The sequence below is a fragment of the Saccharibacillus alkalitolerans genome (assembly GCF_011090185.1).
GTDB lineage: Bacteria > Bacillota > Bacilli > Paenibacillales > Paenibacillaceae > Saccharibacillus > Saccharibacillus alkalitolerans.
In genome coordinates, this window is the sequence record NZ_JAAFGS010000003.1 from 484,987 (window position 1) to 509,594 (window position 24,608).

The 24,608-nt window shown below is 56.9% G+C and carries 19 protein-coding genes, 1 pseudogene and 1 riboswitch; of the genes and pseudogenes, 6 read left to right on the top strand and 14 right to left on the bottom strand.

Translation table 11 applies throughout. The features are described 5' to 3' along the window. Positions 1 to 64 precede the first annotated feature (64 nt). Positions 65 to 1,972 (bottom strand): PAS domain-containing protein, encoded by a 1,908-nt coding sequence (locus GYN08_RS10990; RefSeq protein WP_166274247.1) that lies wholly within the window; start codon positions 1,970 to 1,972, stop codon positions 65 to 67. Positions 1,973 to 2,248: 276 nt separating this feature from the next. On the opposite strand from GYN08_RS10990, the gene GYN08_RS10995 reads away from it, so the two are divergent. Beyond that, a complete protein-coding gene (locus GYN08_RS10995) occupies positions 2,249 to 3,751 on the top strand; it encodes a phospholipase D family protein (RefSeq protein ID WP_408015064.1) in 1,503 nt (500 codons plus the stop codon). A 58-nt stretch (positions 3,752 to 3,809) separates the two neighbouring features. Here the strand turns inward: GYN08_RS10995 and GYN08_RS11000 are convergent, their stop codons facing one another. From GYN08_RS11000 to GYN08_RS11020, 5 genes are all read right to left on the bottom strand, one after another. Next, complete coding sequence (locus GYN08_RS11000; protein WP_166274249.1) at positions 3,810 to 4,649, bottom strand: alpha/beta hydrolase; 840 nt, start codon at positions 4,647 to 4,649, stop codon at positions 3,810 to 3,812. A 257-nt stretch (positions 4,650 to 4,906) separates the two neighbouring features. Beyond that, a complete protein-coding gene (locus GYN08_RS11005) occupies positions 4,907 to 5,917 on the bottom strand; it encodes a DMT family transporter (protein WP_166274250.1) in 1,011 nt (336 codons plus the stop codon). Between the two features lie 190 nt (positions 5,918 to 6,107). Next, positions 6,108 to 6,266: riboswitch (FMN riboswitch) on the bottom strand. 222 nt (positions 6,267 to 6,488) lie between these two features. Next, positions 6,489 to 7,013, bottom strand: a complete 525-nt coding sequence (locus tag GYN08_RS11010; protein WP_166274251.1) for an acyl-CoA thioesterase — start codon at positions 7,011 to 7,013, stop codon at positions 6,489 to 6,491. Between the two features lie 196 nt (positions 7,014 to 7,209). After that, the gene (locus tag GYN08_RS11015) at positions 7,210 to 9,753 is read right to left on the bottom strand and encodes a beta-mannosidase (protein ID WP_166274252.1); all 2,544 of its coding nucleotides are present in this window, start codon (positions 9,751 to 9,753) and stop codon (positions 7,210 to 7,212) included. A 253-nt stretch (positions 9,754 to 10,006) separates the two neighbouring features. Further along, the gene (locus tag GYN08_RS11020; RefSeq protein ID WP_166274253.1) at positions 10,007 to 11,023 is read right to left on the bottom strand and encodes a LacI family DNA-binding transcriptional regulator; all 1,017 of its coding nucleotides are present in this window, start codon (positions 11,021 to 11,023) and stop codon (positions 10,007 to 10,009) included. Between the two features lie 181 nt (positions 11,024 to 11,204). On the opposite strand from GYN08_RS11020, the gene GYN08_RS11025 reads away from it, so the two are divergent. The 3 genes from GYN08_RS11025 to GYN08_RS11035 all read left to right on the top strand — a co-directional run bounded on the left by GYN08_RS11025 (position 11,205) and on the right by GYN08_RS11035 (position 13,528). Beyond that, a complete protein-coding gene (locus tag GYN08_RS11025) occupies positions 11,205 to 11,912 on the top strand; it encodes a DUF2161 family putative PD-(D/E)XK-type phosphodiesterase (protein ID WP_166274460.1) in 708 nt (235 codons plus the stop codon). A 150-nt stretch (positions 11,913 to 12,062) separates the two neighbouring features. Then, positions 12,063 to 12,467 (top strand): hypothetical protein, encoded by a 405-nt coding sequence (locus tag GYN08_RS11030; RefSeq protein ID WP_166274254.1) that lies wholly within the window; start codon positions 12,063 to 12,065, stop codon positions 12,465 to 12,467. Continuing rightward, on the top strand, positions 12,464 to 13,528 hold the full coding sequence (locus tag GYN08_RS11035; protein WP_166274255.1) for a phosphodiester glycosidase family protein: 1,065 nt from the start codon (positions 12,464 to 12,466) through the stop codon (positions 13,526 to 13,528). The genes GYN08_RS11030 and GYN08_RS11035 overlap by 4 nt, the downstream gene beginning before the upstream one ends. 112 nt (positions 13,529 to 13,640) lie before the next feature. Here the strand turns inward: GYN08_RS11035 and GYN08_RS11040 are convergent, their stop codons facing one another. The 8 genes from GYN08_RS11040 to aldA all read right to left on the bottom strand — a co-directional run bounded on the left by GYN08_RS11040 (position 13,641) and on the right by aldA (position 22,075). After that, entirely contained in the window at positions 13,641 to 13,895 is a 255-nt protein-coding gene (locus GYN08_RS11040) for an AbrB/MazE/SpoVT family DNA-binding domain-containing protein (RefSeq protein ID WP_166274256.1), read from the bottom strand. Between the two features lie 220 nt (positions 13,896 to 14,115). Next, the gene (gene trmL / locus GYN08_RS11045; RefSeq protein WP_166274257.1) at positions 14,116 to 14,583 is read right to left on the bottom strand and encodes a tRNA (uridine(34)/cytosine(34)/5-carboxymethylaminomethyluridine(34)-2'-O)-methyltransferase TrmL; all 468 of its coding nucleotides are present in this window, start codon (positions 14,581 to 14,583) and stop codon (positions 14,116 to 14,118) included. Positions 14,584 to 14,813: 230 nt separating this feature from the next. Continuing rightward, complete coding sequence (gene serC, locus GYN08_RS11050) at positions 14,814 to 15,902, bottom strand: 3-phosphoserine/phosphohydroxythreonine transaminase (RefSeq protein WP_166274258.1); 1,089 nt, start codon at positions 15,900 to 15,902, stop codon at positions 14,814 to 14,816. Between the two features lie 257 nt (positions 15,903 to 16,159). Then, positions 16,160 to 17,584, bottom strand: coding sequence for a type I glutamate--ammonia ligase (glnA, locus tag GYN08_RS11055; protein WP_166274259.1), 1,425 nt, complete (start codon positions 17,582 to 17,584; stop codon positions 16,160 to 16,162). Positions 17,585 to 17,865: 281 nt separating this feature from the next. Further along, the gene (gene aroF, locus GYN08_RS11060) at positions 17,866 to 18,930 is read right to left on the bottom strand and encodes a 3-deoxy-7-phosphoheptulonate synthase (protein WP_166274260.1); all 1,065 of its coding nucleotides are present in this window, start codon (positions 18,928 to 18,930) and stop codon (positions 17,866 to 17,868) included. Between the two features lie 227 nt (positions 18,931 to 19,157). Further along, a complete protein-coding gene (locus GYN08_RS11065; protein ID WP_166274261.1) occupies positions 19,158 to 20,132 on the bottom strand; it encodes a permease prefix domain 1-containing protein in 975 nt (324 codons plus the stop codon). A gap of 5 nt (positions 20,133 to 20,137) precedes the next feature. Then, complete coding sequence (locus tag GYN08_RS11070; RefSeq protein ID WP_166274262.1) at positions 20,138 to 20,464, bottom strand: PadR family transcriptional regulator; 327 nt, start codon at positions 20,462 to 20,464, stop codon at positions 20,138 to 20,140. A gap of 180 nt (positions 20,465 to 20,644) precedes the next feature. Continuing rightward, positions 20,645 to 22,075, bottom strand: coding sequence for an aldehyde dehydrogenase (gene aldA, locus GYN08_RS11075; RefSeq protein WP_166274462.1), 1,431 nt, complete (start codon positions 22,073 to 22,075; stop codon positions 20,645 to 20,647). 210 nt (positions 22,076 to 22,285) lie between these two features. On the opposite strand from aldA, the gene GYN08_RS11080 reads away from it, so the two are divergent. Continuing rightward, the gene (locus GYN08_RS11080; protein WP_166274263.1) at positions 22,286 to 23,050 is read left to right on the top strand and encodes a (Fe-S)-binding protein; all 765 of its coding nucleotides are present in this window, start codon (positions 22,286 to 22,288) and stop codon (positions 23,048 to 23,050) included. Continuing rightward, a pseudogene (locus GYN08_RS11085) lies at positions 23,047 to 24,453 on the top strand (LutB/LldF family L-lactate oxidation iron-sulfur protein); the annotation flags it as partial. The gene GYN08_RS11080 and the pseudogene GYN08_RS11085, both read left to right, overlap by 4 nt. Positions 24,454 to 24,608 lie beyond the last annotated feature (155 nt).

The following is a 24,608-nucleotide window of genomic DNA, read 5'->3' on the forward strand; positions in this document are numbered from 1 at the left end:
TTTTGGGGTATCCGGGCCATGGAAGACGATTCGACCGGAAACGGAGCGTTCCGGCTCCGCGCTTTCATTCGTCGCATAGCATCGGCAGCGTAAACGAGAAGACCGATCCCTGTCCTTCCAGGCTCTCGGCCCAGATCGCTCCGCCCATCCGGTCGATCCAGCGCTTGCAGATCGCCAGCCCGAGTCCCGTTCCTTCATATCTTCGATCCAGTTCCGAGTGGATCTGGGAGAACGGCTGGAACAGCAGCTCCATTTTATCCGCCGGAATGCCGATTCCGCTGTCGCTCACTTCGACTCTCAGCACGCAGCGCGCTTTTTCTCCAATACCGGTCCTCGGCCGAACGAGACAATCCGCGGCGACTTCGATCCTTCCTTTCGGCGTGAACTTGACCGCATTGCCGATCAAACCGATGAGGATGCCGCGAAGCTTGCCGCTGTCTCCGATCAATTCGTGCGGGAATCCTTCCCCGAGCCGAAGCCGCAGCTCCACGCCCGACGCCTCCGTTTGAACGGAAAAAGCCCCGACGATTTCTTCCAGCAGATCCTTCGCGTCGAAAGGCTCGCTCTCGAACTTCAGCGTTCCGCTCTCTGCCGCGTTGAAATCGAGAATGCGATCGACGATCGTCTGCAGTCCCCGGCCGCTAAGCGACAGCACTTCCATGTAATCCTGCTGTTCTTCGCTCAAATCGGTAGTCTGCATCAGTTCGGCCATGCCCAGCACTCCGTTCAGCGGCGTCCGGATTTCATGGCTCATCAGGCTCAGAAAGTCCGTTTTCGCGGCCAATCCGCGCTGCGCTTCGTTCTTCTGCCTGACAATTTCGTCCCGGCTCGTCACGTCCTTGAACACCACGACGGCGCCGGACGGCTTCCCGTTCTCGAACAAGGGATTGACCCGGTATTCGACCAGGAAGCTCGTGCCGTCTTTGCGCCAGAACACTTCGCCTTCCACTTCGCGATAGACGCCTTCCCGCATCGAACGGAAAATCGGACATTTTTCGACCGGATACGGACTGCCGTCCGAACGGCTGTGATGGATCAGATCGTGATTGTAGACATTTTGAAATTCTTCGACTTCATACCCCAGCATATCGGCTCCCGCCCGATTGATAAATACCGAACGGCCTTCGCCGTTGATCTCGTAAATGCCTTCCGATACGGCATTGAGGATCGACGTGTACTGATCGGCCAGCTCGCGGCTGCGCTGCATTTGACGCTTCCACTCGGTGATGTCGAGCGCAATCATATAGACTCCGATCGTTTCCCCGTCAACGACGATCGGCAGGCTGGTCATGTTCACGTCGATGCGCTGATCGTCGAGAGCCAGCAGCTGCGCTTCGAAGTTGCCCGAAACGCCGCGCAGCGCGTGTTCGAAGCGCCGCTCCACCTCTTCGACCGACTCGGGCGCGAAAAACAAACCGTAACTCAATCCGGCCAGTTTATCGTTTACGAATCCCGTCATCGCCTCCAAATGCGGATTGACCGACAAGCATCGGCCCCGGGGGTCGAACGAAAGAATTCCTGCCGGATTATAATCGAACAGCGACCGGTACAGCCTTTCCTGCTCCCGCATCCTGCGATTTTTGACTTCTTCTTCGGTAATGTCTTTGGCAATGCCGTAAATGCCCACCGTACGTCCGTCCTGCTCGATTGCCACGTACGTCACGGACACGATCAGCGGACTTCCGTCTTTGCGAATCAACCGTAAAGTGAACTCCTGCCTTTTTTCCGACTCCATGGCATTTCGGCGAAGCAGGCTTTGTCGGCGCTCCCCTTCGGCGTACAGTTTGTCCAGGTTCATCGACTGCAGTTCTTCCAACGTATATCCGGTCATGCGTTCGGTCGCGGGATTCGCATAAATCAGTTTCCCCGCCGTGTTCAATACATAGATGGCGTCGGGATGATACACAAACAGCGGACGATACACTTCGCTCTCCGCAAACATCTCTCCTAACAAACCGAATGAATTTTTCAAGGCGGACTCCCTTTCGTTTCTCTCATGATCTCCCTTATCTTCATACAGCGTATTTTATCTTAAGTTTTTATGAAATGACAGGGCGTATTGAACGGTTTCTCCGCTTTATTCCGGACGATCCCGGTTTTGCCCGCCGAAAAGCGGCTTACTGCGTCATTTTCGCTTGCTTGTTGTTATATAGAGATAGACGGCGGGCAAGCCCGCATACCATATCGGGAAGGATGAACGGCAATGAGGGACGACGAATTATGGACGACGCATCGCAGCGGCATGGTCATGCGCGCGTCGGGAAAAAGCAGCCCCAACAGCGAACGCCGCAGGCGCGGCGCCGCACCGGGCCCCTTGTCTTCCCGCGGCGCAAAGGCGCGGATCGCGCTGCTGCTTCTCCTGCTGTGGCTGCTTGGAGTCATGATCTATCAGATGAACAAACCGCTGCCCGAAGGGATTTCGTACGAGAGTCCCGTTTACCGCACGGACCGGGTCGACTTCTTGTACGACTTGACCTATCCCGCGAAAAGCCGCAATTTTACGCAGGAGAGGCAAATTTTCGACCGGACGATCGAAATGATCGGCGAGGCGGAACAATTCATCGTGATCGACGTGTTCCTGTTCAACGATTATGTGCACGAAGGTCAGCAGTATCCGAAGGTCAGCGCCAAGTTAGCCAAAACGCTTATCGAACGCAAACAGGCGGTGCCGGAACTCGACATCGTATTTATTACGGACGAGGTGAATACCAATTACGGTTCGGCCCCCAACGCCCTGCTGCAGGAGATGAAAAAAGCCGGCATCCGCGTGGTGATCACCGACACCGATCCGCTGCGCGATTCGACTCCCGCCTACTCGGCGGTGTGGCGCACGTTTATCCGATGGTTCGGCCAATCGGGCAGAGGATGGGTTCCGAACCTGATGGCCAGCGATGGGCCGGACATCACGCTTCGTTCGTACTTGAAGCTCCTGAACGTGAAGGCCAATCACCGCAAAGCGTTCATCACGGAAAAAGGAGCGATCGTCTCCAGCGGCAATGTGCACGACGCCAGCGCTTATCATTCCAACGTCGCGTTGGAAGTCGAAGGCCCGATCGTCGGCGACATCCTGAAAGCCGAACAGGCCGTGCTGAACTTTTCGGGCGGCGGCTCCCTTCCCTCCTATTCGCCTCGGGCGGAAAACGGAGAAGAAGGGAATTATTCGGTACAGTATCTGACGGAAGGCAAAGTATACGACCAGGCGCTAAAAGAGATCGGAGCGGCGGCTGCGGGAGACACGATCTGGATGGGCATGTTTTACCTGGCGGACAAGCAGATTCTGTCGGAACTCACGGCGGCTGCCGATCGCGGAGTCAACGTGCGTCTGGTGCTCGACCCCAACGAGAATGCGTTCGGCCGGGAGAAGATCGGCATCCCGAATCGTCCCGTCGCCGCCGAATTGAACGACAAAGCGCCGGGCCAAATCCAGATTCGTTGGTACAATACGGTCAAGGAGCAGTATCATGTCAAAATGATGTTCGTCGACCGTCAAGGCGGCATGAGCAGCGTCTTGGCCGGCTCCACCAATTTCACGCCCCGCAATCTCAAAGACTACAATCTGGAAAACGATTTGTTCGTGCGAGGATCGGGGGACAGCGAACTGATCGGCGACGTCCGGCAGTATTTCGAGCGGATCTGGAACAACGAAGAGGCGGAATACACGGCCGACCTCGACCAGCACCTGGAGAAAACGACATGGATCAAAGACCTGGTGTACCGGATTCAGATGAGACTCGGATTTACGACGTTTTAAAAAAGGCGCGGCGAAAAATCGCCGCGCCTTTTCGGCATCGTCGGGAAGCCGGGAAAGCTCAAACTTTCAAATGCTCGTCAAAAAATTCGCCGACTCTGCCGAGCACGTCGTCGCGGGTCAGCAGCTCCGAAGTGGAATGCCCCGCGCCCTCAAGAACGTAAAATTCCGAACGGACTCCGGCCTCGGTCAGAGCATCGTGCAGCAGCGCGCTCTGGCGCAGCGGAACCGTCGTATCGGCGTCGCCGTGCACAATCAGGAACGGCGGAACTTCGCGGCCGTCCAGGTAATGCGCGGGATTCGTGCTGCGCGCAAGATCGGGCTTCATCCGGATCGTTCCTCCCAGCATCAGCGCCATGACCGGCATATGGTACTCGCTCTGAAAATCCAATTCGATATCGGTCGGGCCGCTGAAATCGACGACCGCGCGCACGCGGGTCGATTGTTCCGCATGATCGGCTGTCTCGAATTCCGGCGAACCTCCGGTCGCCCCCAGCAGCGCGGCCAGTTGGCCGCCGGCGGAATGGCCCCATACGCCGACCCGATCGGCGTCGATGCCGTATTTGTCCGCGTTGGCGCGCAGGAAGCGAAGGGCGCTCTTGGCATCTTCGATCTGCGCCGGAAAGCGCGCTTCGTGAGCCAGACGGTATTCGATCGCGGCGACCGCGTATCCGCGCTCCGCAAAGCGGATCAGCTGCGGCAGATTCCGGGCCGAATTGCAGCTGACCCAAGCTCCGCCGACGATCCACAGGATCAAAGGCGCGGGACGATCGGATTCCGGCAGCAGCAGATTCAGGCTCAGCGTTTTGCCGCCGGCGAACCGGGCGAACTGCACATCGGGAACGAGCCGGACGAACGGCCGGTCCGCCTTGCGCGCCGGCCAGGTTTCTTTTTTATTCATGGGAAGTCTCTCCGTTTCCGTATGTAAAATGGGGTAACGCTCCGTCTGTTGCCGAACGAACTTTTCGCGGAACGGTGTCTGTCCTCCGGACAAACACGCTTATGTTTAGGATAACATAGCTTGGAAAGCAAAAAAAACGCCCTTCCGAACAAATTCGGAAAGGCGGCTTGCGGCCGGGAAGCGAACGGCGCGTGAAAGGAGCAAAAAAGGAGCGCCCCGAGCGGTGCAGCCGATCGCCTCCGGCGGAACGCGCTTGCTTAAGCGGCCTGCTGCTTTGCCGCATGCTCCGGCCCGATTTCCTGCGTTTGCTGGCGGGAGAAGATAAACAGGACCGACCAGATCAACAGGAAGCCGATCATTTGCGCCGGCGTTATGACTTCGCCGCCATACAGCCAGTTCACCAGCACCCCGACCATCGGGAAGCTCAATTCGGCCAGCGTCGCGACGGAAGCTTTGGTCGTTTTCAAGCCTTTGTAATAGGCCAGCAGACTGAGAAGTCCCGGCAGCAGCGCTTGAGCCAGCAGGTTGATCCCGATGAGCGTCAGCGCGATGCCTCCGGCGGGCAGTGCCCAGGCGCCGCCTTCGCCGGCGGTGATCGCCAGCAGCAGCGGCAGCGCCAGAATGAAGCGCAGCGAAGTGACCGTCTCGTACTTCAGCTTGCCGACCATGTAGCGGCCCATGACGGTCGAACCGCCCCACAGCGCGGCAGCGCCGAGCGCGAGCAGGCTGCCCAACTGCATGAATTCGCCGGCATGTCCGACCGGAATCGTAAAGCCGAACGTAAGGAGATACGTGCCGGCAAGAGCCACCAGGAAGAGCGGGCCGAAGCGGCGGGGCAGCGATTCCTTCAGCATGAAGTGCGCCAGGATAATGGCGAACAGCGGCTGCAGCTTCTGCAGCAGCAGCACCGTATTGAACGCTCCGCCCGCATACTGCAGCGCCAGCGTGAACATCAGCGTCGCCAGGGCGGAACCGCCCCAGGAAATAAACAACAGCGCGCCGACGTGGCGAAGACCGAGCCCTTTCAGTTCCGCCCGGTTTTTCCACAGGATCGGAGCGACGAACAAGGCGATGACCACATGCTCCAGCAGCACGATTTGCGACGAAGTCATCGATTCGAGCAGCAGAATGCGGAACAGCGGATCGACGCCCCACAGCGCCGCTCCGAGTACGATCAACCAGAAGCCGCTTCCGGATTTGGAGAAGAACGAGCGGCTCGTTCCTCCCGGGTTTGCTTGAGTAAAGTCGTTGCGATTGGCGGTTTTCATGTCCCTAGTCTCCTTATTCGAATAAGGGGGATCCCGTGCGCAAAAAAAGCCCCGAAGCCGGATGATCCGGCAGTTCGGGGCTGCTTTTCGCGTCAATCGAAGGTTCGAGCGCTTTGAACAGGCACGGCGAATACCCCTCGGCAGGTTCGGTAAAAAAACCTGCAGTCGGTATCGTACCGGCATGTCTGCGCTTGATCTTCTCCCATCCGGACTGTACCGTCGGCTCTGGATTTTCACCAGATCAGTCCGAAAGCGTCTTGTTCGCAACGCCGTCGGAGTCGCGGGCTGGGCTCAAAAACATCGAGCCATCACCGCCGGTCGGGAATTTCACCCTACCCCGAAGATCCTTTATTCATTTAGTTTTGATAGTTTTATTTTAAACCAATTTTCTTTCCCTGCACGTGAAAAATGTCACGATATTCGTACAGTCTCCGTTTTTCTGCAAAAACAAAGAAAAAAACAGGACGTTACGCAAAATTTCATTCGTCTACAGATTTTCGTCTCTGGTTTTATCATAAACGAAGTCAACTCTTTTTACAACCTACTAAATAAAATAAAGCTGATATTTATTTTATTCGATTTCCGGCTCCCACGGATAGCGCGATGTCAGGAACTCGGCCAGCGTTCGGCTCGCTTCCCGGCGCTGTTTGCGCATCTGTGCCCGCGTCGGCGCGCTGTCGTGCAGTTTGTGTTCCTCTTCCGTTTCCGGATACACCGCCGGCACTTCGATTTTCCGTCCAAGGTCGTCCAGCGCCACAAAAGTCAGGAACGCGGTCGCCGCGATCTGACGCTCTCCGCTTTTCAGATCTTCGCGGATAACCTTTACGAAAGTTTCCATGGAGCTGCGACCCGTCCAGGTTACGAACGATTCCAGCGTGACCGAGTCGGTCATGTAGATCGGATAGAGAAAATCGACGGAATCCGTCGACGCGGTGATCGTATTCGCGCGCGAAAGCTTGGCTGCCGCGATCGAGGCGATATCGTCGATATAAGCCATCAGTTTGCCGCCGAACAGCGTCTGATAGCTGTTGACGTCGGTAGGAAAGACGCGCGCCATTTTGTAGCTGCGCGTGGTACGGATCGGGATCGGTTGCATGTGGCGCTGCACTTCCTTTGTCGGATTCGATGATCGTCTTCGGATCTCGTTCGTTCATTATACGCCCGCGCAGACAGGCGGGACAAGGGAAGCGGTTCGGGACCGACGATAAAAAACCGCCGTCTCTCGCAGAGACGGCGGTTTCAAAGGAGAAGCAGAGAAGCAAAAAAGATTGGAGGACGAAAAAACGTTCGGGTTAAAACTTGATGAAGTCGGCCATCGATTGGACGGCCACGGCACCGGCAGGACCGTGAGCCAGCGTGCCGTCTTCGCCGCGGGCCCAGAACTCGACATACACTTTTTCGCCCGGCACAAGATCGAAGTAGTTGTCGGTAAATACGCCTTCTTCTTCGGCCGTCAGGCGCACCTGCTTGGCCAACACATCCGTCTCGAGCGCGATGGTCGTCCGGCCTTCTTCGTCGTCCGCGCGGGTCGCGCGAATGGAAGGCACGGTCAGTTCGATCTCGCGCGCAGACACGAAGTAATGCGTCCGTTGATCAAGCACGCGTCCTCCCTGCTCCAATTCCGCCAGCAGCACCGTGCGCTCCGGAATTTCGCGACCCAGCAGTTCCGCGGCTTTGACCGAATGAACCTGCACGGCGGTATTGGCTTCCACTTCCACCGGCAGCATCATCTCATGCAGCACGGTACCGTCGAAGTTCAGCAGCTGCAGGCTCAGCGAAGCCGATTCCGGCCGCAGCCGGTCGTTCAGGACATGGAAATTCAGATCCTCGCCGTTTGTCGCGTCGATGGACACGGACAGGTCGCGGAAACTGCGGCGGGCGTAATAATGCAGCGCCTTCCATCTTCCGTAGTAATCGATGCCCGACCAGGAAGCGACCGGCCAACTGTCGTTCATCTGCCAGTATAATGTCCCCATGCAGTACGGCTTGCTGCGGCGGTGCGCTTCGATCGCCGACTTCATCGCCTCTGCTTGAAGCACCTGACTCATATACAGGAAAGAAACGAAATCTTTCGGCTCCGGCAGATACTTGTCCATGTATTCCTTGATCAGGAAGTTGCCGCGGCCGTTCTTTTGATGCGCCAGCATAATCTCGGAATCGAGCGTCAGCGAATCTTCCGGCGCATATTGCAGCACCGACTTATGTTCGGGGAACGATTGGAACCCGTATTCGCTCATGAAGCGGCCGATATACTTGTTATAGTTCTCGAACGGCTCCGAGTTGTGCCATACGCCCCAGTAATGAATATCGCCTTCGGACGTGCCCGGATTGGCATGCTGATTTTCGTCGCCCGTCAGCGATACGAGCGGCGAAGAAGGCCAATATTCCGCCCCCGGCGCAAACTTCGAGATCGCGGTCGGCAGCAGACGGTGGAAGATCGCTTCGTAATCGGCCCAGATCTTGTTTTGCTGCTCCGGCGTGTAGTCTTTTTTCCAGCCCCAGCCGCCGTCCGGAATATAGTGCGCCCATGCCGAGTCGATCTCGTTGTTGCCGCACCAGAGCACGATGCTCGGATGGCTGCGCAGCCGGCGGAGATTGTCTTCCGCTTCGTGGCGCACGCTCTCGAGGAAATCTTCGTCGCCCGGATACATGCTGCACGCGAACATGAAGTCCTGCCAGACCATGATGCCGTATTCGTCGCACAGCTCGTAGAAGGCGTCCTCCTCGTAGATGCCGCCGCCCCAGACGCGCAGCATGTTCATGTTCGCTTCGGCCGCCGATACGATCTCGTAGCGGTACCGCTCGCGCGTCACGTCCGTCTCGAAGTTGTCGTTCGGAATATGGTTGGCCCCCTTCGCGAAGACCGGCACGCCGTTCAGCTCGATATAGAACGAAGCGCCCGCGCCGTCTTTCTCGCGCTTCAATTTGACGCTGCGCAGTCCCGTCCGTACGCTTTTTTCCGCGCTGACCGACTCTCCTTCGAGAATCTCGGCCCTGAACGTGTACAAATGCGCTTCGCCCAGCCCCCTCGACCACCAGAGCCGGGGATTCTCGACTTCGAATTCGAACCGCAGCGTATTGTCGCCGAGCCGGATCTCTTCCGTACGCTCGAACGCCATTCCTTCCGCGGAGATCCGCAGCCGGCCTTCGAAGTCGCGGTCCGATTCGATCGTTACCTGCGCGCTCAGCTTCGCTTTGGAGGCCGTGACTTCGCTCTGCCGAATAAACAGGTCCGTTATGCGCAGGCCGCTCCAACCTTCCAGACGCACCGCCCTCCAGATGCCGCTCGTGACAAAACGCGGCCCCCAGTCCCAGCCGTAATGGTAAGGCGCCTTGCGCGCGAATACACTGACCCTCTTGTCGCCGAGACCGCCCAGCTCCGATTGGTCATTGGCCGCCGGCAGCCCGTACCCGAGCTTTTCGAGCTTCGGCAGATCTTCGTTGATCGGGGAACGGAAAAGAATGCGCAGACGATTCTCGCCTTCCTTCAACCGCGTCTTGACCGGCATGCTCCACGTCCGAAACATATTGTCGGCCGACAGGATGCGCTCTCCGTTCAACTCGACGTCCGCATAGGTGTCCAGCCCGTCGAACACGAGGCTAACGTTGTCGTGACGAAGGAGTTCGGCCGGAACGGCAAAGACGCTCTCGTACTCCCAGTCCCGCTTGTCGATCCATTGAAGCTGATGCTCGTTCGTGCCGTAATAGGGATCGGGAATCTTCCCGTTCCGGTACAAATCGCTGTGCACGCAGCCCGGTACAATCGCAGGCAGCCATTCCTTTTCTCCGGCAGCTTTAAAAGTCCACTCATTCAGTTCCCATTTGATCTCGCTCAAGGCGCCTTCCTCCCATGCAATGAATGTAACCGCTTTTAACCTACTCACACCCTATCATCATGCACGCCGAATTTCAATATCATCCCCATTTTTTTATCTGTATTTTATTTTTTTAGGAAAACAAAATTCGATATTCGGATTTTGTTAGGTTTCCGAAAAACAAAAAACCCTGCCGCCCAAAGCGGTCAGGGTTGCTGCTTGTTCGTCGCCGAACAGCGGACAGATTATGGGGCTTCCGCGAGCGGCGGCTCGGCTACCGCGCGGCACTTCCGCGCGGCTTGGTCGTCGTGCTGCGAATGACAAGATTCGACGGTTCCGTCACGACCGAAGGCGTAAAGTCGCTGTTTTCGATCATCATAATGAGCGTCTCGATCGCATGCGAGCCGATGGAACGGATGTTTTGATTGACCGTCGTCAGCGCGGGACTGAAGATTTCCGAATAATACGTATTATCGAAGCCGATGACCGAAATGTCTTCCGGAACCGAAAGTCCGCTGCGATGGATGACGTTGATGGCGCCGATCGCCATCATGTCCGACGTGCAGACAACGGCTGTCGGGCGTTCCTTCAGCTCCAGCAGTTCGGCCATTGCGCGGGCTCCGCCCTCCATCGAATAATCGCTGACCTTGACGTAAGATTCGCGTACCGCCAGCTTGTGGTTTTTCATGCCTTCGACGTATCCTTCATGACGAAGGGCGCCGACCGCGTTATCCAGTTCGCCCGAAACGAACGCGACCCGGGAATGGCCCAGCTCCGCCAGGTGGCTTACGGCCTGCATGATGCCGGCTTTGTTTTCGGTCGTGATATAACCGGCGCGGCGGCCCTGGATATCCGCGTCGACGAACATCGTCGGAATATCGGAATCGAGCAGTTCTTCAAGATGCGGATCGTCGCGATCCACCCCGAACCCGACGACTCCGTCCACATTGCGGCTGAGACAGTGTTCGACAAACGAGTAATTGGGATCGTCGAACCGGGTCGACAAGTGCAGCAGATCGTAGCCGCTGTTTTGAAGCGCGGTCTTGATCCCTTCGAGCAGCTCCGTCACGAACGGGTTCGTGAACGATGTCGTCACGAAAACGCCGACCGTCCAAGAACGTCCCTTTACGAGACCCCGTGCGGCGACATTCGGATGGTATTTGAGACGCTTGATCGTTTGGCTTACTTTTTTGCGCGTTTTATCGCTTACATCCGGATAGTTATTGATTACCTTAGAAACGGTCGCGACCGAGACTCCCGCTTCTTTGGCCACGTCGTGAATCGAAGCCATCGTTTTACCTCCTTCACGGACGAAATCTGTTTTTTGCGATGATCCGCCCGGAAACCCATGTTTTTTTCTACTATTATATATAGGTGTCGTTTGCGCCACAAGCTTTTTTGCCAACGGCTCCTCTAAAGGGTATGATAAGATATCGAATTTATGCAGCTTGCGCTTTAAAGGAGTCTGAATGATGGCCGTAAAATACGAAACGGAACTCTATCCGCCGATCAAGGCATTTTTTGAACAGCAGGGCTATTCGGTCAAAAGCGAGGTGAGGCACTGCGATCTGCTCGGCTACCGCGAAGGGGAGGAAAGACCGCTGATCGTCGAGATGAAAAAGACGTTCACGCTCGAGCTTCTGCTGCAAGGCGCCGACCGTCAGCGTACGGGCGGGCTGGTCTATCTCGCTGTCGAACGCAACCGGGCCAAGCGCGGCGCGCACAACCAGCGGTTCGGCGAAATCGCGCTGTTGTGCGGAAGGTTGGGACTGGGACTGATCACCGTCACTTTTTACAAAACGAAATCCCCGTTCGTCGAGGTGCTCTGCGAAGCCGGAACTCCCGCAGGCCGCGCGAGCGGCAAACGGGCCAAGCGCCTCCGAACGGAATTCGATGCGCGAAGCGGCGACCACAATATCGGCGGTTCGAGCAAACGCAAAATCGTGACCGCTTACCGGGAGAACGCCTTGAAAGTCGCGCGTCACTTATGGATGTTCGGCGAAGCGTCTCCGCTTATGCTGAAGGAAGCCAGCGGTGTAGGCAAAGCCGCGGCCCTTTTGCGGGACAACCACTACGGATGGTTCGAACGGGTATCGCGCGGCCGTTATAAACTGACCCCGCAGGGCATCTCCGCTCTCGAGGAATACGCCTCCGTCCTGTCCGCCTGGCAGGAAAAATAGGATGAAGAGGTTGACGAATTGCTTGCCGAAAATGAAATCTTTTCTGCAAAAGGATACGTTTCTCCTTTTGCGAAAAAAAAACCTGCGTGATAGAATGAAAACTGAATTTCGGGCTCGGCGCCCTTCTTACTTTTTTAATGAGGTGATGGAATGAAAGCTTCAACGGGACCTACCTCTCCCCCGTCCCGCAGCACGAAAAAGGACAGGCTTCCCGTCAGATGGTTTCTGCTGGTTTGGGTTGTGCTCATCGCCCTATTTGTCTACGCCGCTTACGAATACAGCCAGAGACTTCAGGAACAAACGCTGACGGCTCTGCAGTCCCAGACGGAAGCGCAGATGGCCGGCCTGCGCGCCGATTACGAGAAACAGTTCGCCGAGCTGAACGGTCAGGTAGCCGCTCTGCAGGGCAAAGTCGATTCGTTCAACGAACTGCTTACGTTCACCAAGGACAATGCGAACAGCAAAACGGACAACAGCAACAAGCTTTATACGCAGCTGAACGAGGTCAAGACCCAGCTCAGCCAGCTTCAGAAGAAAATGGACCTCCTGAAATGACGAGAGTCCAGCGGGTTAACCGCTTCTTCCTGATGCTGGCCGCCCCGGTCATCGGCCTTCTGTTTTGTCTGCTGCTGTTTCCGCCCAAACCCGAGCTGCTGCTGAACACCGACGCTTACAAGACGGAGAAAAGCTTGAACGCCTCCTCCGCCCAGCTTTTAAAAGATTTGGAGACGGCCGAAACAAGTGCCAAGGCGACCTCCGCTTCGCTGCAAAAAACGCTGAACTTGTACAATCAAACGACGCAGACGATGTCTTCCATCGTTCAAAGGGCGTCCATTCAAGCCCAGCGGCCCGAAGGCATTTACGATAAACGCATCCGTTCCAAGCTGGGACGCCCGGTGGAAACCCTGGACAGCGAAAAAATCCGGATCGAGCTGTTCCGCGTCAACGCCATTACTTATAAAGGTTACGCCATGAAGGTCAAGCTGAAGGACCCGTCGGCCATGCGAATGAGCCTGGCGGGCGAAGCGCTCGGCAGCTCCGAGACGACGCTCAAAGCCGTACAGCGCCACGGCGCGGTCGCCGGCATCAACGCCGGAGGGTTCGCCGACCAGGACGGCAAGCGCTATCCGCTCAGCACGACCGTCATGAACGGCAAGTACCTGACCGGATTCCAGTCCAGCTTCAAAGACCTGTACTTCGTCGGCCTGAACGGCTCCGGCAAGCTGATTGGCGGCAAGTTCAACAGGCAGGACGAACTGGACAGGCTTCAACCGCAGTTCGGGGCTTCCTTCGTACCGATCCTTCTCAAGGACGGACAGAAAACGCCTATTCCGACCAAGTGGAAAGCCTCTCCCAAGCGTGCCCCGCGCACGATTATCGGAAGCTATAAGGACGACCAGCTGATTATCTTCGTCATCGACGGTTACAACGAGGGCGGAGGCTCCGGCGCCACGCTGGAAGAAGTTCAAGGCCAGCTGTACAAGATCGGCGTCGTCAACGCGTACAATCTCGACGGCGGAGGCTCCTCTTCGCTCGTCATGAACGGACGGGTCGTCAATCATCCTTCGGACGGCAATCTGCGTCCCGTTCCGACCAACTTCCTGTTCTTCGAATAAGCTTCGACTGCCGCTGTCGCGTTCGTCGTCCGCATGCCGACAGCAGGTCCGTTACGAAAAAAAGAGCCCAAGGGCTCTTTTTTTTGCATCATACGGATGTTCTCCATGTCGTTCAGCCGTGCTTCGGCAGATGCATCATGTCGGTCACGCAGGCTCCGCAGATGTACCGGTCCTTGAACTCGCTGACTTCATCGATTGAACCGCAGAACACACATTTCGGGCGGTAACGTTCCAAAATGATATGATCTCCCTGGACCAAAATTTCGACCGGGTCTCCCTCGTTCATCTGATATCGTTTTCTCAGCGATTTCGGAAGGACGATGCGTCCCAATTGGTCGACTTTCCGGACTACTCCAGCAGGTTTCATGTTTGAAAACACCTCTTCTGTTTTTAGTTTGCTGTTTCTGCCCCACCTGCAGAAATGATTCTGCAAACCCAACATTAGATATTCGAGGTTGAATGACGAATTCCTTCTTGTTGAACAAAAAAAAGAAAGGCTGGTTAATTATCGGTCTTTTATCTAATCAGGCAAGCAGTGATTAGCTACAAGTTCGAAACGATTCGAAATAGGCGAAGAACGTTAGCCCTTATTCCATTCCCGGGAAATCGAGCTGGCGCAGAGCCTCGTAAAGGACGATCGCGACCGAGTTGGACAGGTTCAAGGAACGCACATGCTCGGTTCTCATCGGCATGCGGATGCAGGTGTCCCGGTTCGCTTCGATCAGTTCGGGCGGGAGGCCCTTCGTTTCCTTGCCGAATACGAGAAAATCTCCGTCGCGGAATTCGATATCGTGGTAACGTTTGGTTGCCTTTGTCGTTGCGTAGAAGAAGCGTCCCTCCGGGTACTTCTCCTGCAGTTCCGCGAACGAGTCGTGATACTCCAGCTTGACGGACGGCCAATAATCGAGCCCCGCGCGCTTCAGCGAAGCGTCGTCGGTGCGGAAGCCGAGCGGACGCACCAGATGCAGGTGGGTATCCGTTGCGGCGCAGGTTCTGGAAATATTGCCGGTATTGGCCGGAATCTCCGGCTCGACCAGCACGATATGCAATGCCATGGTTGAGGTTCACTCCGTTTCTGAAAAAGGAGACCGAACGGCGGTTCGCGGCGTTTCCGGCGCAAACACGCGGAAAAGCCGCCCTGAAGTCGGGCGGCTTTTCCGTCTCTTCTGCTTCTTATCTTACCCGAATCGCCTTCTTAAGGGAAGGCTCGCGCCTATCGAAGGCGAAAGGAAACCCGTCCTCCCTTTTCCGAGCCTCGGCATGAGCTTGTGCCGTTCGCCCGAAGTCAGCCGTTGCGCTTCATAAAGTCGCCCATGAAATCGACGAGGGCTTCCACGCTTGCGCGAGGGACGGCATTGTAGATCGAAGCGCGCAGGCCGCCGACGCTGCGGTGACCCTTCAGGCCGACAAACCCCTGCTGCTCGCTCTCTTTGGCAAAGGCCTTCTCGAGTTCCTCGGAGCCGAGGCGGAAAGTCACGTTCATGATCGAACGGCTGCCTTTCTGCGCGACCCCGCGGTAGAATCCGCCGCTGCCGTCGATCGCGTCGTACAGCAGCTTCGCTTTGGCTTCGTTTTTCGCCTGGATGCCTTCCAGTCCTCCCTGCTCCTCGATCCAGCGAAGCGTCTGATTAACCATATAGATCGAGAACGAAGGCGGCGTGTTATACAGCGAATTGTTCGACAGATGCGTGCTGTAGCGGAACACGGTCGGAATGTTTTCGGCTTCGGCGGACAGCAGTTCTTCTCTGGCGACGACGACCGTCACGCCCGACGGACCGAGATTTTTCTGGGCGCCGGCATAGATCATGCCGAACTGTTCGATATTGAGAGGGCGGCAGAAGATGTCGCTGGACAAGTCCGCGATCAGAGGCACGCTGCCGGTATCCGGATATTCCGCGAACTGGGTGCCTTCGATCGTTTCGTTGGAAGTGATGTGCACGTAAGCCGCATCTTCGCGCACTTCGATCTCGCCCTGCGAAGGCATTCGCGTGAATTTGTCGCTTTCGGTCGAAGCGGCGGTGTAGGCTTCGCCGATCAGCTTCGCTTCCTTGATCGCTTTGGAAGCCCAGCTGCCGGTCTTGACGTAACCCGCCGTTTTCCCCGCAGTCAGCAGGTTCATCGGGATCATGGCGAACTGCGTGCTCGCGCCGCCCTGAAGGAAAAGCGTCTTATAGCCGGACGGATTGCCGAGCAGCTTCAGCAGCCGTTCCTGCGCCTCGTTATGTACGCTCTCGTAGACGGCGCCGCGATGGGACATTTCCATGATCGACATGCCCGTTCCCTGAAATTCCGTAAATTCCGCCTGCGCCCGCTCCAGTACTTCGAGCGGCAGCGCCGCGGGTCCCGCATTAAAGTTGTAAGCCCGTTTGCCCATGAATCTTATGCCCCCTCAAGCCGATAATTTAGGGTTAATCATAACAGCAATCTAACATTACTTCAAGTACAACTAAGACGCGATAAAGCGATAACGAGCCTCTTCCGCACTTCTGTACGTTTTTCGCCTTATTCTCGGTTAATGTTCGGATTTGGCCGATGGTAAATAATCTTGCTTAAACAAACAACCTCCGCTCTCGAGCAGAGCGGAGGTTGTTCGGCGGCACATTGGTCCTTCAAGACATCGCCCGAAAACGATTAGCAATCGTAGTACAAGCTGTATTCGTGCGGATGAACGCGGATGGACACTTGCTTGGCTTCGGCGCGTTTGAACGCGATGTAGTTCGCGATGAAGTCTTCGGAGAAGACGCCGCCTTCGGTCAGGAAGGAGCTGTCCGCTTCCAGCGAATCGAGCGCTTCTTCCAGGGAACCCGGAACGCTGCGGATTTGCGCTTTTTCTTCTTCCGGCAAATCGTACAGGTTCTTGTCGGCAGGACCGTAGCCCAGCTCGACCGGGTTGATTTTCTTCTTGATGCCGTCCAGGCCGGCCATCAGCATGGCCGAGAAAGCCAGGTAAGGGTTGGCCGTGGAGTCCGGCGTACGGAACTCGATCCGGCAGCCTTTAGGCGTTACCGCAGCGACCGGAATGCGAACGGCCGCGGAACGGTTGCCTTTCGAGAAGACCAGGTTAACCGGCGCTTCGTAACCCGGAACGAGACGCTTGAACGAGTTCGTGCTCGGGTTCGTCAACGCGATCAGCGCCGGAGCGTGGTACAGGATGCCGCCGATGTAGTTCAGCGCCATCTCGCTCAGGTTCGCGTAGCCGCCTTTTTCGTAGAACAAAGGCTCTCCGTCTTTGAAGATCGATTGGTGAACGTGCATGCCGCTGCCGTTGTCGCCGAAGAGCGGCTTAGGCATGAACGTTGCCGTTTTGCCGTATTGGCGGGCCGTGTTGTGCACGATGTATTTGTATTTCAGCAGGTTGTCTGCCGTTTTCTTCAGCGTATCGAAACGGAAGTTGATCTCCGCTTGGCCGGCCGTCGCCACTTCGTGGTGATGGCGCTCGATCACGAGACCCGCTTCTTCGAGCAGACGGCACATTTCGCTGCGGATGTCCTGTTGGCTGTCGACCGGAGCGACCGGCACGTATCCGCCTTTGACGCCCACTTTGAAGCCCAGGTTGCCGCCTTCTTCTTTGCGGTTGGTGTTCCAAGCCGCTTCTTCGGAATCGACGGAGTACGAAGAACTGTTCATTCCGCTGTGGTAACGAACGTCGTCGAAAATGAAGAACTCGGATTCAGGCGCGAAGAACGCGTCCGATCCTATGCCGCTGGCCTGCATGAACGCTTCGGCTTTTTCGGCGATGCCGCGCGGGTCGCGGTCATAGTGTTCGCCGTCCGGCGTAAAGATGTTGCACATAACGTTCAATGTCGGATGTGCGGTGAAAGCGTCGATGTATACCGATTCCGGATCCGGCATCATGACCATGTCCGACTCTTCAATACCGCGGAAGCCCGGAATCGACGATCCGTCGAAGGCTACCCCGTTCTCAAACGTTTCTTCTTCAACCGCGCTTGCAGGGACCGAAATGTGATGAGTTTTTCCCGACAGATCCACGAAACGGAAATCCACCCACTCGATGTTGTTCTCTTGAATAAGCTTCAATACTTTTTCTACCGACATGTCACTTTCCTCCCAAATTTCCGAACATTGAACGGATGTGCGTTGTGAAACGTTCATGCTCTTTTTTCGCTGTCGTCATTATAAAACGGCACTATTTAGCAGTCAAGAGTCATGTCAGGTATTTTTTACGGCAATGTGAGTTATGCTCACACTTTCGTGCGATTTAGCAACAATAGCCAAGAAAGCCCGGCATCGGCCGCAAACGGCGGCACGACGCGGGCTTTTTCCGTTTCGGAAGCGGGCGAAGCAGGCAGGCCTTCAGGCTTCGCCGCGTTCAAAATTTAGACGATCGCCCAATTTTTAAAAGCTTCCGCTTCCGCCTTCGGCGTACCGAATTTCTTGCCCACGATCGGAGCCAGCTGTTCCAGGTCGCGCAGCAGTCCGGCGAACTGGTCGGGGAACAGCGACTGAACGCCGTCTCCCGTCATGGAGTTGTCGGGATCGGTATGCATCTCGACAATCAGGCCGTCCGCTCCGGCGGCGACGGAAGCTTTGGCCATCGGCTCGACGAGTTCGCGCCGGCCCGTGCCGTGGCTCGGATCGGAAATGACCGGCAGGTGGCTCAGGCTCTGCAGGGCCGGAATGGCCGCCAGATCGAGCGTATTGCGCGTGTACGGTTCGAACGTGCGGATGCCGCGCTCGCACAGCATGACGTCCGGATTGCCGCCGGCCAGAATGTATTCCGCCGCGTTCAGCAGCTCGTCGTACGTCGCGCTGAAGCCGCGCTTCAGCAGCACCGGGCGGCCGCATGCGCCCAGCTTGCGCAGCAGATCGAAATTCTGCATATTTCGCGTGCCGATCTGCAAAATGTCCGCGTATTCCGCGCAGATGTCGACGTATTCGGGCGTCATGACTTCGGTGATGGTCAGCAGCCCGTGCTTTTTGCCGGCTTCCGCCATCATGATCAGGCCTTCCACGCCTACGCCTTGGAAGCTGTAAGGTCCGGTACGCGGCTTGAACGCGCCGCCGCGCAGCACCTGCCCGCCGGCCGCTTTGACCAGACGCGCGATCTCGTCGATCTGCTCCGGCGACTCTACGGCGCAGGGGCCGCCCATGACGACGAGCTCGCCGCCGCCGATCTTGACGTCGCCGATCTGAATGACCGTGTTTTCCGGGTGGAAGTCGCGGCTTGCCAATTTGTACGACTTGGAGATTTTCACGACGTCCTCGACGCCCTTCATCTGACGCAGATGCTCGGCCAGTCTCGGTTCGGCTTTGCCGATCAGGCCCACGACCGTCCGGTCGGCTCCTCTCGACAGATGGACGGTCAGTCCCTCCTGCTCGATAACGCGAATGACTTCCTGCAGCTGCTCCTCCGGAGCTTGATTCGATAAAATAGCGATCATATTGTTCTCTTCCTTTCGTTATGGGAATGGGAACCGCGGTCCCGGTCGTCTCTCTTGGGCGGACAGCTGTAACAACATGCCATTTCGCACTTAAACGCTTTTAAGCTTTTATGCTTTTATTCGATGAAGTAATACTAACAAAAAAAGCGCCTCCCGTCAACCGGAAGAACACTCTTTTCGCGGACAGCCGTTCAAACTTCCGGGCTGCTGCCGGGCAATCGGAACGATCAAGCTTTTCCCTTCGATTTACACTGCATCGTGTACATGCCGCCGATCGCGCCGAACAGTACCGCCGTGACGGGGAACACCGCCCAGTTGACATCCCAACGCTGATAAACGAAACCGCTGATGAAATAAACGACCAGCGCGATCGACCATACGATCGCAGATATGCCCTGCAGCGCCCGGTTCTCCGCTTTTTTCTCCGGCGTAAACTCGCCCGTCTGCAAAAGCTTCTGATATCCCTGATGAATACCGCCGTAGTATGCGAACAGGAAAGCGACCAGACCGAGCAAAGCCAACATAATCGCCGCGCCGTACGGAATCTCTCCTTCTCCCCTTAATGCTCCGATCAGCACGGCTACCGGCGACAGCACGCCCAGGCAGGCCGCGACGATGACCGAACGCGATCGCGCAGGCCGGAACGCCGCCCATTTCCGTTCGAGATCCGCTTTCAAGCCCGGCGAAAGCTCGAATTCTTCATCCAGCATCCGGTAAGCTTCCCTGCCGCTCGCGCTCCCGATAAACAATCCGACGGCCGGAACGACCAGCAAGAACAGCGCGACGGCCGCAAGCAGATACCCGGAATCCGCCGACAGAGAGCCCAATGCCCCCTGCTCGTTCAGGCCCGCGATCAGCATCATGGCCGCAAGGCCCAGCAGCACCAACATCCAGCCGAGCCCTTGAAGCAGCGCAGAGCGGCGAACGAAACCCTCGTACCCGGCTGCCACATTCTCCGGCAGCGCCGGCAGCCGTTCTTCTTCCCCGATCGGCTCGATCCCCAGTTCTTCCATCAATTCGTCGATGCTGCCGAATTCCGAGATAACGATTCCGATCGATTCGTGCTCCGACCTGCCTTCCCGTTTCAATTCTTCGTATTTTTCCTCCATGGTGCCCAGCATTTCCCGCTTGAGATCGTCTACCTGCGCGGTACGCGGCCATGCGGCAAACAAACTATCCAAATACGTCTTCAATACGTCCATCGTCTTCACGCCTCCTTGATGAATTTGTCGACGACTTCCTGCGTAATCTGCCATTCCCTGCATTTATCCCGGTAGTAAGCCAGGCCGTCCGGCGTAATCCGGTAGTAGGTTCGCCGTTTGCCCGTTTCCCCGTCTTTATGCAGCGAAGAGATATAACCGTTTTTCTCCAGCCGCGCAAAAGCCGAATAAAGCGTAGTCTCCTTCATCACGTATTTGTCTTCCGACAATCTGCGAATGTTTTTCGAAATTTCGTACCCGTACGATTCCCCGTCTAGCAGCATATAAAGAATTATTGTATCGTTATAGCCCCGGATGACGTCGCTGCTGATCAAGTGTCCTCCCCCTTTCTCGTTTTTACTATGCCTGTCGTACTTCATCTGTCGTAGTATTGTGTACGTTCAATGTATCACGATTACTACGACAGGTAAAGTAATTTTTTGAATGCAAAAAAAGCCGGAACGCTTTCCTGATCGGAATGCGCTCCGGCCGTTCTTTTCGGCTTCGTCCGTTTCTTATTGGATTTCCTTGTCGTACTGCAGGTAAACGACATGCGTCTGCAGGTATTCGTTCAGGCCGTGCTTGCCGTCCGCGCCGCCGATGCCGGATTTGCGCCAGCCCGCGTGGAAGCCCTGCATTGCCTCGAAGTTTTCGCGGTTGATGTACGTCTCACCGTATTTCAAGCGCTTGATGACCTTCATGGCCACGTTCAGGTTCTGCGTATACAGCGACGACGTCAGGCCGAATTCGCTGTCGTTCGCAAGCCGTACCGCTTCGTCCAATGTGCTGTACGACACGATCGGGATGACCGGACCGAAGATTTCTTCCTGAATGATCTCCATGTCGTTGCGGGCATCCGCGATGACCGTAGGTTCGTAAAAGCTGCCCGTCCCTTCGACTTTGCTGCCGCCCAGCAGCACCTTCGCTCCCTGCTCCACGGCGCGGTCGACCTTGGCCTGCACCGATTCCTGCGCGTCCTTGTTGATCAGCGGGCCCATCTGGATGTCGCTTTCCTTCAGCGGATCGCCGTATTTGACGGCTTTCATCGCTTCGACGAGACGGTTCGTGAACTCTTCCTTGATGTCCTCGTGAACGTATACGCGCTCGGCGCAGTTGCACACCTGGCCGGTGTTGATAACGCGCGAGTCGACGATCGACTTGACCGCCAGGTCGAGGTCGGCGTCTTTGTACACGATGGCCGGAGCTTTGCCGCCCAGCTCCAGGCTCACCTTGATAATGTTTTTCGACGCGGCTTCCATGACTTTCTGCCCCGCCGGCACGCTGCCCGTCAGGCTGACCATGCCCACTTTCGGATTGCTCGCAAGCTCGCCACCCACTTCGCCGCCGCGTCCGGTCACCAAGTTGAATACGCCTTTCGGCAGACCGACTTTATCGACGATCTTGGTAAACGCGACCGCGTTGTTCGGCGACTCGACGCTCGGCTTGACGACGATCGTGTTGCCCGTGATCAGCGCCGGAGCCATCTTCCGCGCGATCAGGAAGAACGGGAAGTTCCAGGGAAGGATGCCCGTTGTGACGCCGATCGCTCGCTTGAACACGAAAATATTTTCGTTGTCGCGGTCGCTCTGCACGATCTCTCCTTCGTACCGCCGCGCCCACTCCGCCATATAATCCATATAATCCGCCGTGAAGTTGACCTCCACCGTAGACAGTTCCATCGTTTTGCCCACTTCTTCCGAGATCAGGCGCGCGATTTCGTCCGCCTGTTCGCGAATGCCCGACGCGATCCGGTGCAGATAAATGCCGCGCTCGACCGCCGGCGTTTCCTCCCAGGCCGCCTGCGCCGCATCCGCCGCGTCGATCGCCCGGATCACGTCTCCCCGCGTCGCTTTCGGCACCTGCGAAACCACTTCGTCCGTCGCCGGATTGGTCACGTCCATCCATTCTCCGTTTTCCGCATCGGTAAACTGCCCGTCAATGTACATTTGATGTTTTTGCACCGGTCCTGCCTCCTCAGAAATGGGATAAAAAGGTTCTTTCTTCCTCTCATATTGTAAACGTTATCAATTTTTATTGTCAACATTTATTCCTTTAATTATGTGGTTTTGTGATGTTTTTTATTTATTTTTTGTCCTTTTATGGTTTTCAAGGCGGAAAGCAGGGAGTACAATAGAGGAGAAACGGAGGGATGGCGAATGAAAGTCAGCATCTTCTCGACCTGCCTGGTCGACCTCATGTTCCCGGGCGTCGGCAAAGCGATGGTCGAAGTTCTCGAACGTCTCGGCTGCGAAACCGATTTTCCCGCTTCCCAAGTGTGCTGCGGACAGCCGACCTATAACAGCGGTTATTTGGAAGAATCCAAGCAGGCCATGATCAATATGATGCTCGCTTTCGAGCATTCCGATTACGTTGTCGGCCCGTCGGGCTCCTGCGTCGCCATGTTCCACGAGTATCCCCATGTATTCAAAGGCGATCCGCAGTGGGAAATGAAAGCGATTGCTTTAAAAGAAAAATCGTACGAGTTCACCCAATTCATCGTTCGCGTGCTCGGCGTTACCGACGTCGGCGCCCGGCTGGACGGCAGCGCGACTTATCACCGCTCCTGCCATATGAGCCGGCTGCTGGGCGAGACCGAGACTCCGTTCATGCTGCTGGAACATGTGGACGGCCTTCGGCTCGAGCCGCTCAAAAACGCCGACAACTGCTGCGGATTCGGCGGAACCTTTTCCGTTAAAATGCCGGAAATTTCCGAGCAGATGGTCGACGAAAAAAGCGCCTGCGTCGCGGAAACGGGCGCGGAATATCTCATCAGCGCCGATATGGGCTGCCTGATGAACATCGGCGGGCGCATGTCGCGGACGGGCCGGGAGATTAAGGTCATGCATATCGCCGAAGTGCTCAATCGCGTGCCGGTCCCGCACGAACGAACGGCCGCCGCCAAAGGAGGGAATTTCGCATGAGCCTGCAAACGGATAAACGCGAGTTCGGCGAGCGCACGGCCGACGGGATCGGCGACGTTTTTATGCGCGGCGCGGTCGGATCGGCCCAGGACAGTCTCAAAACGCGCCGGCTGACGGCGGCCACGGCGCTCGGGGATTGGGAGCGCTGGCGCGAGCTGGGTCAGCAGATCCGGCAGCATACGCTGGAGCATCTGGATTATTATTTGGAGCAGATGGCGGACAATGTCGAACGCCGCGGCGGACATGTCTTTTTCGCGCGGACGAAGGAAGAAGCGAGCGCGTATATCCGCGATGTCGTGCAGAGCAAAAACGCGCGCAAAGTCGTGAAATCGAAGTCCATGGTCACGGAAGAAATCGAAATGAACCATGTGCTGATGGAGGCCGGCTGCGAAGTGATCGAAAGCGACCTCGGCGAGTACATTCTTCAGGAAGACGACTGGGACCCTCCTTCCCATATCGTCGCGCCCGCCCTGCATAAAAACCGGGAGCAAATCCGGGACGTATTCGCTTCAAAATTGAACTACGACGGGGACGAGACGCCGGAGCGCCTGGCCCGGTTCGCCCGCAGCGTGCTGCGCGAAAAGTTTCTTGAAGCCGAGATCGGCATCACGGGCTGCAATTTCGCCGTAGCGAATCTGGGCGCGATCAATCTGGTCACGAACGAAGGCAACGGCGATCTGACCGCGGCGCTGCCCAAAACGCATATCGCGGTCATGGGCATGGAACGGATCGTGCCGACGCTGGAAGAGATGGAGGTACTGGATAATCTGCTCTGCCGCAGCGCCGTCGGGCAGAAGCTGACCAGCTACATTACGGTCATGGGGCCGCGCGAGAATGGCGAATCCGACGGACCGGAAGAATTCCATCTCGTCGTCGTGGACAACGGGCGTTCGGACATTCTGGCCGGCGAGTTCCGCGAAGCGCTGCAGTGCATCCGCTGCGGCGCCTGCCTGAACGTCTGCCCGGTGTACCGGCATATCGGCGGGCATGCTTACGGCTCGATCTATCCGGGTCCCATCGGCGCCGTCATCACGCCGTTGCTCGGCGGCTACGACGATTACAAAGAGCTGCCGTACGCGTCCAGCCTGTGCGGGGCCTGCACGGACGTCTGCCCCGTCAAAATTCCGCTGCACGAGCAGCTGATCCTCCACCGGCAGAATATCGTCTCCCAAGGGCGGACGGGAGCCGCCGACCGGATACAGATGAAAGCGGCCGGCAAACTGCTCTCGTCGCCGGGCATGTTCCGCAGCACGCTGCGCCTGGCGAATTCGATGACCAAACTGATGAGCAAGCACGGGCGCATCGTGCGCGGTCCCGCCCCGATCGAAGGATGGATCGGCATTCGCGATATGCCTCAGCCGGTCAAGAAGCGCGACGCGTTCCGATCCTGGTACGAGAATCGGGAAAGCGGCATCCCGGCTGCGGCAGCGCCGCCCGGCGCCGGCGGCCGGAACGAGGGAGACGGCCGCCGCGCAGCGCCGGATCTTCCGGAAGCGAAGCCGGGCCGCGACGTATCGGTCGAAGAAGCGGCGTCCCGAATCGGGAAAGGAGGCGGACG

What these genes read in the sequence shown, in the direction of transcription:
- GYN08_RS11035 (WP_166274255.1), top strand. Translation starts at nt 12,464, where the DNA reads ATGACGAGAGTCCAGCGGGTTAACCGCTTCTTCCTGATGCTGGCCGCC.
- aldA (WP_166274462.1), bottom strand. Translation starts at nt 22,075, where the DNA reads ATGTACATTGACGGGCAGTTTACCGATGCGGAAAACGGAGAATGGATG.
- glnA (WP_166274259.1), bottom strand. Translation starts at nt 17,584, where the DNA reads ATGTCGGTAGAAAAAGTATTGAAGCTTATTCAAGAGAACAACATCGAG.
- serC (WP_166274258.1), bottom strand. Translation starts at nt 15,902, where the DNA reads ATGGGCAAACGGGCTTACAACTTTAATGCGGGACCCGCGGCGCTGCCG.
- GYN08_RS11025 (WP_166274460.1), top strand. Translation starts at nt 11,205, where the DNA reads ATGGCCGTAAAATACGAAACGGAACTCTATCCGCCGATCAAGGCATTT.
- GYN08_RS11030 (WP_166274254.1), top strand. Translation starts at nt 12,063, where the DNA reads ATGAAAGCTTCAACGGGACCTACCTCTCCCCCGTCCCGCAGCACGAAA.
- GYN08_RS10995 (WP_408015064.1), top strand. Translation starts at nt 2,249, where the DNA reads ATGCGCGCGTCGGGAAAAAGCAGCCCCAACAGCGAACGCCGCAGGCGC.
- GYN08_RS11010 (WP_166274251.1), bottom strand. Translation starts at nt 7,013, where the DNA reads ATGCAACCGATCCCGATCCGTACCACGCGCAGCTACAAAATGGCGCGC.
- GYN08_RS11000 (WP_166274249.1), bottom strand. Translation starts at nt 4,649, where the DNA reads ATGAATAAAAAAGAAACCTGGCCGGCGCGCAAGGCGGACCGGCCGTTC.
- GYN08_RS11065 (WP_166274261.1), bottom strand. Translation starts at nt 20,132, where the DNA reads ATGGACGTATTGAAGACGTATTTGGATAGTTTGTTTGCCGCATGGCCG.
- trmL (WP_166274257.1), bottom strand. Translation starts at nt 14,583, where the DNA reads ATGGCATTGCATATCGTGCTGGTCGAGCCGGAGATTCCGGCCAATACC.
- GYN08_RS11020 (WP_166274253.1), bottom strand. Translation starts at nt 11,023, where the DNA reads ATGGCTTCGATTCACGACGTGGCCAAAGAAGCGGGAGTCTCGGTCGCG.
- aroF (WP_166274260.1), bottom strand. Translation starts at nt 18,930, where the DNA reads ATGATCGCTATTTTATCGAATCAAGCTCCGGAGGAGCAGCTGCAGGAA.
- GYN08_RS11080 (WP_166274263.1), top strand. Translation starts at nt 22,286, where the DNA reads ATGAAAGTCAGCATCTTCTCGACCTGCCTGGTCGACCTCATGTTCCCG.
- GYN08_RS11005 (WP_166274250.1), bottom strand. Translation starts at nt 5,917, where the DNA reads ATGAAAACCGCCAATCGCAACGACTTTACTCAAGCAAACCCGGGAGGA.
- GYN08_RS11040 (WP_166274256.1), bottom strand. Translation starts at nt 13,895, where the DNA reads ATGAAACCTGCTGGAGTAGTCCGGAAAGTCGACCAATTGGGACGCATC.